Annotated in this window: 8 protein-coding genes; 4 read left to right on the top strand and 4 right to left on the bottom strand. The window is 69.2% G+C overall.

The window, feature by feature from the left end:
• Window positions 1-84: 84 nt before the first annotated feature.
• On the bottom strand, window positions 85-546 hold the full coding sequence (locus tag BST38_RS26700) for a Zn-ribbon domain-containing OB-fold protein (RefSeq protein ID WP_083146542.1): 462 nt from the start codon (window positions 544-546) through the stop codon (window positions 85-87).
• A 177-nt stretch (window positions 547-723) separates the two neighbouring features.
• On the bottom strand, window positions 724-1,401 hold the full coding sequence (locus BST38_RS26695) for an alpha/beta fold hydrolase (protein WP_083146541.1): 678 nt from the start codon (window positions 1,399-1,401) through the stop codon (window positions 724-726).
• Between the two features lie 70 nt (window positions 1,402-1,471).
• Between BST38_RS26695 and BST38_RS26690 the strand changes: the two genes are divergently transcribed.
• The 3 genes from BST38_RS26690 to BST38_RS26680 all read left to right on the top strand — a co-directional run bounded on the left by BST38_RS26690 (window position 1,472) and on the right by BST38_RS26680 (window position 6,024).
• Entirely contained in the window at window positions 1,472-2,347 is an 876-nt protein-coding gene (locus tag BST38_RS26690) for a LysR family transcriptional regulator (RefSeq protein WP_083146540.1), read from the top strand.
• 55 nt (window positions 2,348-2,402) lie between these two features.
• The gene (gene polA / locus BST38_RS26685) at window positions 2,403-5,132 is read left to right on the top strand and encodes a DNA polymerase I (RefSeq protein WP_083146548.1); all 2,730 of its coding nucleotides are present in this window, start codon (window positions 2,403-2,405) and stop codon (window positions 5,130-5,132) included.
• Window positions 5,133-5,220: 88 nt separating this feature from the next.
• Window positions 5,221-6,024, top strand: a complete 804-nt coding sequence (locus BST38_RS26680) for an acyl-CoA thioesterase (RefSeq protein WP_110782005.1) — start codon at window positions 5,221-5,223, stop codon at window positions 6,022-6,024.
• Here BST38_RS26680 and BST38_RS26675 read toward each other — a convergent pair.
• Together BST38_RS26675 and BST38_RS26670 are read right to left on the bottom strand one after the other, a co-directional pair.
• Entirely contained in the window at window positions 6,009-7,571 is a 1,563-nt protein-coding gene (locus BST38_RS26675; RefSeq protein ID WP_083146538.1) for an adenylate/guanylate cyclase domain-containing protein, read from the bottom strand. The genes BST38_RS26680 and BST38_RS26675 overlap by 16 nt on opposite strands.
• A gap of 29 nt (window positions 7,572-7,600) precedes the next feature.
• Window positions 7,601-8,794, bottom strand: coding sequence for a PrsW family intramembrane metalloprotease (locus BST38_RS26670; protein ID WP_083146537.1), 1,194 nt, complete (start codon window positions 8,792-8,794; stop codon window positions 7,601-7,603).
• A 68-nt stretch (window positions 8,795-8,862) separates the two neighbouring features.
• On the opposite strand from BST38_RS26670, the gene BST38_RS26665 reads away from it, so the two are divergent.
• Window positions 8,863-10,119: a threonine/serine exporter family protein gene (locus tag BST38_RS26665; protein ID WP_083146536.1), complete on the top strand. Its 1,257-nt coding sequence runs from the start codon at window positions 8,863-8,865 to the stop codon at window positions 10,117-10,119.
• Window positions 10,120-10,145: the final 26 nt, after the last annotated feature.

Genomic DNA, 10,145 nt, shown 5'->3' with positions numbered 1-10,145 from the left:
CGACGACGCCGTATTCGGTGAAGTCGCGGCCCCATTTGCCCCAGGGGTGCATGCCGGCACCCAGGATGTAGACGGGGTCGGGGCTCATGCGATTCTCCAGGCGTAGGTGGTGCGGTCGGTGCCGTCGTCGTCGGTGTAGAGGGTCATGGTGGTCAGTTCCATGGTCATGCCGACGGTCAGGTCGGCGGCCAGGGTGCCTTCGACGACTTTGCCGAGCACGATCAGGCCTTCGTCGGCCAACTCCACGGCGGCGACGGCGAACGGTTCGAACGGGTCCGGGGACGGGTACGGCGGGGGTGGGGCGTAGCGGTTCTCGGTGTAGGACCACAGGGTGCCGCGCCGCGACAGCGGGACCAGCGCCAACTCGTCACTGGCGCAGCCGGGGTTGGGGCAATTGGTTTCCCGGGGCGGGAACACAAATGTCCCACACCCCACACACTTCCCACCGATCAAATGCGTATCGCCCGAATCATCGGTAGCTGAATTGACGGCTCCGCCGTCGGTCGCAAACCACCCGTCGATCGCGGGCTGCACAGAAGCTGACACGCGGGTCAGCGTACCGACTCCGCGGCCAAATACTGAAACGTGTTCCAGTTTTTCTGCCGAGTGGGGGTCGTCGGCGTGCACCTCGCCCGCGAGAGTGCGAGGAGAGCGCGGCCGCAGCGAGGAACGCGATCTGTGCGCACTCTCGGCGCACGACGACGCCGGTCTCCCCGCCGCCGATCAGCTCTCGGCGGTTTCCCGCAGGATGCGGACGAGGTCCTCGGGACAGTCGCGCATCAGGTTGTGCTTGCCGTCGAGTTCGTAGGTGATCCAGGCCGGGTCGTCGCGCACCCGGTCGTAGGACCGTTGCAGCGGGGATTCGCCGGGCCAGCCCCGCGCGTAGACGAACACCCGGCGCCGGAACCGGTTCAGGTCTGCGCGCAGCCGCAGCGGCTGCAGCACCGTCGCCAGCGGATGCGAGGTCGCGCGCGGGTCGAAGAACGGCAGCGGCGGGACCCCGAACCCGGATGCGTCGACCTCTAGGTACCACTGACGTTCCTCGTCGTTGACCAGGTCCCAGCACGACTCGCCGTCGTGGGGCACCACCGCGTCGAGGAACACCAGCGCGTCGACCCGGTCCGGGATGCGGTCGGCGACCCCCGCGATCACCATGCCGCCGTAGCTGTGCCCGACCAGGACCAGCTCGTCGCCGGCAGCCGCGTCGTGGTCGACGGCGGCCAGCACATCGGTGATGTGGGTGTCGAGGTTGACGCCGCCCGGCAGGAGGTGGGCCCGCTCGGCCACGCCGGTCAGGGTCAGCGCGAGGACGTGGTGGCCGGCCCCGCGCAGCGAGGCCGCCAGATCGTCGAAACACCATGCCCCGTGACACATTCCCGGGATCAGAACGAACGTCGCCATGGCTTCAGCGTCTGTCGGGATCAGGCATAAGTCCAATAGAAGTCTGTTCCTGATCCCATAATGGATGGTTATGGAGTTCCGTCAGCTGGAGTACTTCGTCGCGGTGGTGGAGGAGGGCGGTTTCACCAAGGCCGCGCACCGCGAGCGGGTCGCCCAGCCGGCGGTCAGCGCCCAGATCCGGCGGTTGGAACGTCGCGTCGGGCAGCCCTTGTTCATCCGGGGGACGCGCGAGGTCCGGCTGACACAGGCCGGCGCGGCATTGCTTCCGCACGCCCGGGCGGCGCTGGGTGCGGTGCGGGCGGGCCGGGCCGCGGTCGACGCCGTCGCCGGCGTGGTCCGCGGCACGATCGCGATCGGCACGGTGACCCTGCATCCGGTCGATATCGCGGCGTTGATCGCCGACTTCCACGTCGACCATCCCGATGTCGAGATCACGTTGACCACCGACGGTTCCGACGCGCTGCTGACCCAACTGGACGACGGCCGGCTCGACGTGGCCATCGTGTCGATCGGTGCCGGGGAGGATCCTCCCGGGCTGGACCATGCGGTGGTCACCGAGGAGACCTTCGAGGCTGCGGTCGCGCAGCGGCACCCGCTCGCGCGGCGCAAGACCCTGACGTTGGCGGCGTTGTGCGACCACCCGCTGATCTCGCTGCCGGTGGGTACCGGGATGCGTCATCGGCTCGACACCGCCTGCGCCGCAGCGGAATTGCGGCCCCGGGTGTCGTTCGAGGCGACCAGTCCCGCGGAGCTTGCCGAGCTCGCCCGCCGCGGTCTCGGCGTCGCGGTGCTCCCGGCGTCGATGGCGCGCAACACGCCGGGTCTGCACGCGCTGCGATTGACGCCCGAACTGCGCGGCAGGCTGGTGTGGGCCTGGCGCCGGGAAGCCGCGAGCACGGCGGCGCGGCTGTTCCGCGAACGGGCGGCCCGGGCGGGCGCCCGCTGAGCACCCGTGGGTGGCCCCGCCCCGGGTGTCACCCCGCTTGAATAGAGTGAACGCCGTGAGCCCTGCCAAGACTGCATCGGAGACCACGACCGGTAAACCGGAGGCGGGCGGCAAGCCCACCCTGATGCTGCTGGACGGCAACTCGCTGGCTTTTCGCGCCTTCTACGCGTTGCCCGCCGAGAATTTCAAGACCCAGGGCGGGCTGACCACCAACGCGGTCTACGGGTTCACCGCGATGCTGATCAACCTGCTCCGCGACGAGCAGCCCACCCACATCGCCGCGGCCTTCGACGTCTCCCGCCAGACGTTCCGCAAGGAGAAATACCCGGAGTACAAGGAGGGCCGGTCGGCGACTCCCGACGAGTTCCGCGGCCAGATCGACATCACCAAAGAGGTGCTCGGCGCGCTCGGTATCACGGTGCTCGCCGAAGCGGGCTTCGAAGCCGACGACATCATCGCGACGCTGGCCACCCAGGCCGAGGGCGAGGGCTACCGGGTGCTCGTCGTCACCGGCGACCGTGACTCGTTGCAGTTGGTCAGCGACGACGTGACGGTGCTCTACCCGCGCAAGGGCGTCAGCGAGCTGACCCGGTTCACCCCGGAGGCGGTGCAGGAGAAGTACGGGCTCAGCCCGACGCAGTACCCGGATTTTGCGGCGCTGCGCGGGGACCCCAGCGACAACCTGCCCGGCATCCCCGGGGTCGGGGAGAAGACCGCGACCAAGTGGATCGCCGAGTACGGGTCGCTGCAGGCGCTGGTCGACAACGTCGACAAGGTCAAGGGCAAGGTGGGCGATGCGCTGCGGGCGAACCTGTCCAGCGTGATCCTCAACCGCGAGCTCACCGACCTGGTCCGCGACGTCCCGCTGCCCCAGACCCCTGACACGCTGCGGATGCAGCCGTGGAACCGCGACCACATCCACCGGCTCTTCGATGATCTGGAGTTCCGGGTCCTGCGGGATCGCCTGTTCGACACCCTGGCGTCGGCGGACCCCGAGGTCGAGGAAGGGTTCGACGTCCGCGGCGGCGCGCTGGAGGCCGGGACGTTGGCCCCGTGGCTGGCCGAGAACAGCGACGGGCGCCGGTTCGGGCTGGCGGTGGTCGGCAACCACCTCGCGTTCGACAGTGACGCGACCGCACTGGCCATCGTCGCCTCGGGCGGCGACGGCCGCTACATCGACACCGCCGCCCTCGACCCCGAGGACGAGAAAGCACTGGCCTCCTGGCTGGCCGATCCGAGCGTGCCCAAGGCGCTGCACGAGGCCAAGCTCGCGATGCACGATCTGCAGGGTCGCGGCTGGACGCTGGCCGGCGTCACCTCCGACACCGCCCTGGCCGCCTACCTGGTGCGACCGGGGCAGCGCAGCTTCGCGCTCGACGACCTGTCGCTGCGATATCTGAAACGTGAATTGCGCGCGGACAACCCTGAGCAGCAACAGCTTTCGCTGCTCGACGACAGTGAGGGCGTCGACGATCAGGCCGTGCAGACCCTGCTGCTGCGCGCCAGCGCGGTCACCGACCTCGCCGACGCGCTCGACGAGGAGCTGGCCCGCATCGATTCCTCGGCGCTGCTGGGCGGTATGGAGCTGCCGGTGCAGCGGGTGCTGGCGGAGCTGGAAACGGCCGGCATCGCCGTCGACGTCGACAAGCTGTCGGAGCTGCAGAGCGAGTTCGCCGGCCGGATCCGCGACGCGGCCGAGGCGGCCTACGCGGTGATCGGCAAGCAGATCAACCTCGGCTCGCCCAAGCAGCTGCAGGTGGTCCTGTTCGACGAACTCGGCATGCCGAAGACCAAGAAGACCAAGACGGGCTACACCACCGACGCCGACGCGCTGCAGTCGCTGTTCGACAAGACCGGGCATCCGTTCCTGCAGCACCTGCTGGATCACCGCGACGTGACCCGGCTGAAGGTGACGGTCGACGGCCTGCTCAACGCGGTCGCCTCCGACGGGCGGATCCACACCACGTTCAACCAGACGATCGCCGCGACCGGGCGGCTCTCGTCGACCGAACCGAACCTGCAGAACATCCCGATCCGCACCGAGGCCGGCCGCCGGATCCGCGACGCGTTCGTGGTGGGAGATCGCTACGCCGAGCTGATGACCGCGGACTACAGCCAGATCGAGATGCGCATCATGGCGCACCTGTCGCAGGACGAGGGGCTCATCGAGGCGTTCAACACCGGCGAGGATCTGCACTCGTTCGTCGCGTCGCGCGCGTTCTCGGTGCCGATCGACGAGGTGACCCCAGAGTTGCGCCGCCGGGTCAAGGCGATGTCGTACGGGCTGGCCTACGGGCTGAGCGCCTACGGACTGTCCCAGCAGCTCAAGATCTCCACTGAAGAGGCCAAGGAGCAGATGGAGCAGTACTTCGCCCGGTTCGGCGGGGTGCGCGACTACCTGCGCGACGTGGTCGACCAGGCGCGCAAGGACGGCTACACCTCCACGGTGTTCGGTCGCCGCCGCTACCTGCCCGAGCTCGACAGCAGCAACCGGCAGGTCCGCGAGGCCGCCGAGCGGGCCGCGCTGAACGCGCCGATCCAGGGCAGCGCCGCCGACATCATCAAAGTCGCGATGATCAACGTCGACCAGGCCATCAAGGACGCCGGGCTGGAGTCCCGCACGCTGCTTCAGGTGCACGACGAACTGCTCTTCGAAGTCGCCGACGGCGAGCGCGAAACCCTCGACGCGCTGGTGCGCGAGCACATGGGCAATGCGTATGCGCTCGACGTGCCGCTGGAGGTCTCGGTCGGATACGGCCGCAGTTGGGACGCCGCGGCGCACTGACAGATCCGCCGCTCAGGTTGACGGCGCCGCCCGCCGCCGACGATTATGTAAGTCGTCATACTTAGTTCGCCGGGGAAAGGGCGCAGTCGTGGCCACTCATCCGTTCGACGAAGCACTCGAGCTCAGTCCTGGGGACGCCGGCACGCTGACCGGCAAGACGTCCCCGGACTGGGCCAACATGGTCGGGCCGTTCGGCGGGATGACGGCCGCGACGCTGCTTCGCGCCGTGGAGGTGCAGCCCGAGCGCCTCGGACACCCGGTCGCCCTGACGGTGAACTTCACCGCCCCGGTCGCCGACGGGGCGTTCGACGTCAGGGCGACGGCGGTGCGCACCAACCGCAGCAATCAGCACTGGTCCGTCGAGTTGTCCCAGGACGGCGAGATCAAGACCACCGCCACCGCGGTGTTCGGGCACCGGCGCGACACCTGGGCCGACATCGAACGGCAGCGGCCGCCGGCCCCGGGGCCCGAGGAGGTTCCCGCCGAAGGCCTGCCCGAGGCGATCGTGTGGGCGCGCAACTACGACATGCGTCACGTCGACGGGGCGCCGCCGCTGGACGGACAACCGCGGCCGTCGTCGGCCTCCACGCTTTGGGTGCGCGACAGTCGTGGCCGCGCAATGGATTACGCCGCCCTGACCGCGTTCAGCGACATCTTCTATCCCCGCGTGTACCGCCGCCTCGGCGCGCCGCTGCCCGCCGGGACGATCTCGATGACCGCGTACTTCCACGCCGACGCCCCCGAAATCGCGTCCGTCGGCGATGACTTCATCCTCGGCCGGGCCCAGGCCAACCGGTTCGCCGGCGGCTACTTCGACCAGTCCGCCGAGCTCTGGAGCCGCAGCGGCGACCTTCTGGCCACCACCCACCAGCTGGTCTACTTCAAAACCTGACGGTCCGGCGCGCCCGTCGCCGTGAAATGGCTGAGCCCGCGCAGCAGCCACGGTGTGTGCCGTGCCATCACGGCCACCGCCCGGTCGGTCCGGTGCATACCGGCGCCCGGCGCGGGAGTGGTCTGCGCGGCCAGCACGGCCTCTCGCGACGTCGACGTCCCGGTCCGGTCGACGGCCAGCAGCCGCCAGGTACCGGGGACGCCGCGCAGCGCCACGACGCCGCGGTCCTCGAAGCCGGTGCCCGAGCCGACCACCAGGTCGCGGACTGTGCTGGAGACGACGATGTCGCCGGCTCCGGCATGACCGAGGATCCGGGCCGCTATGTGGACGGCGATGCCGCCGATGTCGGCGTCGAGCAGTTCGCACTCGCCGGTGTGGATGCCCGCCCGCAGTTCGATGCCCAGCGCCTCGGCGTCGGCGAGCACGGCCTCGGCGCACCGGATCGCCTGCGTGGGCCCGTCGAACGTTGCGAGATGGCCGTCGCCGGTGCTCTTGACGACGGTTCCGCCGTGCCGGGTGGTCAGGTCGCCGGTGATCTCGTTGAACCGCTGCAACACCACCCGCCACTGCTGGTCCCCGCAGGCCGCCGCGCGTTCGGTGGACGCGATGATGTCGGTGAACAGCACTGTCCGCAGCGCCCGGTGCGCCTGCCTGGGAGTGTGATGGGTGCCGGTGACGAGGTTCTCCACCTCGGCCAGGATCCGGTTCGGTTCGGTGTGCCACGGTGCGTGGTCGGCGCCGCCCACCTCCAGATAGCGAGCGCCGGGGATGTGATCGGCGAGGTATCGTCCGCAGGGGACGGGGATGACCTTGTCGTCGCGGGAGTGGATCACCAGCGTCGGTATCGCGATGGTGGGCAGCACGGCGCGGATGTCGATGTGGAACAAGGACTCGATCGTCGCCCGGACCATGCCGGGGCTGGCGCTCATCCGCTCGAACATCGCGAGCTGACGCCGGCCGTGGATCGACGGAAAGCCGATGCCCGCCGCCATGCCGGTGCCCCAGTGATCGCGGACGGCGAGGCCCATCTGCAACAGCAGGGCGAGCTGATCGGTGGTGGGCAGGTAGCGGACGTCGGTCTCGTCGGCATCGGCGAGCAGACGCGCGTAGACCTCGCCGGGGTCGGAATCGAGGTCCTCCCAGTCCGCCGACATGAACGGGTATGACGCGTAGACCACCAGCGCGCGTGTCCGCTGGGGTCGCGTCGCCGCGAAAAGCATTGCCGCCGTGCCGCCTTCGCTCATACCGAAGATCACCGCGGTGGAGAAGCCGACGGCGTCCATGACGGCCTCGATCTCTTCGGCGCGCTGGTCGAGGGTGCGAATGCCGTGGATCGGGTCCGACAATCCGAGACCGGCCTTGTCGAAGATCACCACCCGGCAGAACGTCGCCAGATGATCGAAGAACGATTTGAACTCGGGCAGTGTCCAGAACAGTTCGATGTGACTCACGAACGGTCCGACGAAGACCATCTCGATGGGCCCGTCGCCGAACACCTGATACGCCAGGCTGAGATCCCCGCACGGCGCGTATGACGTCTCCGCCATCGCCTGAGCGTAACTGGCGGAGGTGCCGGTTATCTGTGGATCGGTGCCTGCGCGCGGTAGTAGGCCATCTGGTGCAGTGCGGGGGATTCGGCCCTGGCCGCGTAGACCGCATAGGTCTCCTCGTGCAGCAGCGCGGTCACCCGGGGGTCCCCGAATCCCCGGTCGATGCGGTCGCGGACGAACGCCAGCTCGGTGACCTGCTGGGCGAACCTCCGCACCGACGTCGCGGCGGGTTTACCGCCGAAGCGGGCCGCCTCGGCCACGGCCTGCTTGCGGGTTTTCATCGAGCCGAGCCACGTCGCCTCGTTGGGGCTGATCACCCCGGCGGCGACCATGCCCGGCAGTTTCTCGGCCACGATGCGCTGTTCGCGGCGCCGGCTGTGCACGGCCAGCGCGATGGTCAGCCCGAAGATCGGCACCATCCAGAACACGTAGGTGCCGAAGTAGGCGCCGGCCCCGAGCAGCGACGACCCGTTCCACATCGCGTGCAGCACCACCGCACCGGCGTAACCGAGCAGCACGCAGCCCGCCTTCGCGACCCCACTGCGCCGGTGCAGGGCGAACCACACTCCGAGCGCGAACATCGTGGTGAACAGCGAATGCGCGAACGGCCCCATCACCAGCCGCAGCGCGGCGGTGAACAGCGACTCCGCCAACGACTCGCCGTTGGCGATGTAGAGGATGTCCTCCAGCCAGGCGAATCCGGCACCGACCAGCCCGGCATAGACCAGGCAGTCGGTCAGCGAGTTCAGTTCCCTGCGGCGCGCCCCCGTCATCATCAACAGCAGGAACAGGCCCTTGGCCGCCTCCTCGGTCATCGGCGCCCCGACGACCAGGGTGAACGCGCTGGTCCCGGTGGCATCCGGGTCCACGCCGGGATTGAGCCAGGTGTCGAGGACGACCTGCAGGATCGCCGACACGACCACGGCGACCGACGTGCCCCAGATGAACGCGAAGATCAACAGCCGGGGCGGTTCGGGTTCCCAGCGGTCCAGCCACAGGTAGGCCAGCACCACGACGGCCATCGCGACGCTGGACAACACGAAACCGACGGCGGTGCCGACCGGGTTCGCCAGCGTCAGCACGATGACGATCAGGCCCGCCACCGTGCCCAGCGCGATGAGCACCCCCAGCGGCGCCCCGACCTTGCGGATCTGGCGCGTGAACGGCGCTCCATAGAGGTGCGGGGCAGGCGGGACCGGTTGCGCCGGACGGAACGACATCCTCGCAGGCTAAACCGCGGGGTCGGGTACGGTCGGGAAAGGCCGCCGACGGCGCCGGACTCATCCCTATGGAAACCACACGCGCAGACGCACACATCCAGTTCCTTGCGCGTCTGGGTGCCTCGATGGCGGCGGCCAACTATCCGGTCACGCTGATCCGGCAGATGCTGCAACGCGCATCGGCGGCGTACGGCATCACCACCGAATCCGTTGTGCTGCCCAACAACGTCCAGGTGATCGGTCCGGCCGGCCCCAACGGCACGACCATCAAATCGGCGGCCGTCGACACCGATTTGCGGTTCGACCAGACCTTCCCGCTGGCCCGTCTGGTCTCCGCGGCGCGCAGAGGCGCCGTCGAGCCGGCCGCCGGCGAGGCCGAACTGCGCCGGATCACGGCCGCCCCGCACCGGCTGCCCTCCTGGGTCAGCGTCATCGGCTACGGCATCCAGAGCGCCGGGCTGGCGCTGGTCCTCGAGCCGACACCGCTGAACCTGCTCGGAGCGACGGTGTTCGGACTTCTCGTCGGTGCCATCGCCACGGCGTCGCGGGGGCGGCCGCTGCTGGCCCAGCTCGTCCCGGTGATCAGCGCGTTCGCCGTGACTTCGCTGGCGATCCTGGCTGCGCACCGGCTCGGTCTCGACCACGTGGGCCTGCGGGCGCTGATCCCTCCGCTGGCGATGTTCCTGCCGGGGGTCGCGATGACCCTGGCCGTCGTCGAGCTCACCTCACGCGACATGATCTCCGGGACCAGTCGGCTGGTGGCGGGGTTCGCGCAACTCGCCCAACTGGCGTTCGGGATCTTCATCGCCGTCCAGATCCTGGGGGAGAGCGAATCTCAGCTGACCTCGATCGCCGTCAACAAACTGGGTCCCTGGGCGCCGTGGGTCGGGGTGGCGGTCTACACCCTCGGGATCATGCTGTTCCTCGGGCCGCCGGTGCGCTTCGTCCCGTGGCTGCTGATCGTCGTCTACGCCGCCTACGCCGCGCAGTTCTTCGGCGACCTGGCGTTCGGCAGCTACGTCAGCGGGGTCACCGGAGGGTTTGCGCTGACGCTGTGCGCGATGGCGATGGCCAGCCGCCCCGGCGCACCACCGGCGATCTCGCTGATCCTGCCCGGCTTCTGGTTGCTGGTGCCGGGCTCGATGGGGCTGATCGGCATCGCCGAACTCTTCGGCGCCGACGGCGATTCTGCGATCACCGTCACGTTCGTGTCGATGTTCTCGGTGGCGTTCGGCCTCCAGGCCGGACTGGTGGGCTGGCAGCTGGCGCGGCGGGTGCGCAGGCGCGGACGGGGCGGGTTTGGCCTGCGTGAGCATGTCGCGTAAGCTCGACAAGCACCTGTGTGTTCGAT

The sequence above is a fragment of the Mycolicibacterium parafortuitum genome (genome assembly GCF_002086815.1).
GTDB lineage: Bacteria > Actinomycetota > Actinomycetes > Mycobacteriales > Mycobacteriaceae > Mycobacterium > Mycobacterium parafortuitum.
The sequence above is the reverse complement of the archived record's forward strand: the minus strand, read 5'-3'. Positions and strand labels throughout refer to the sequence as shown.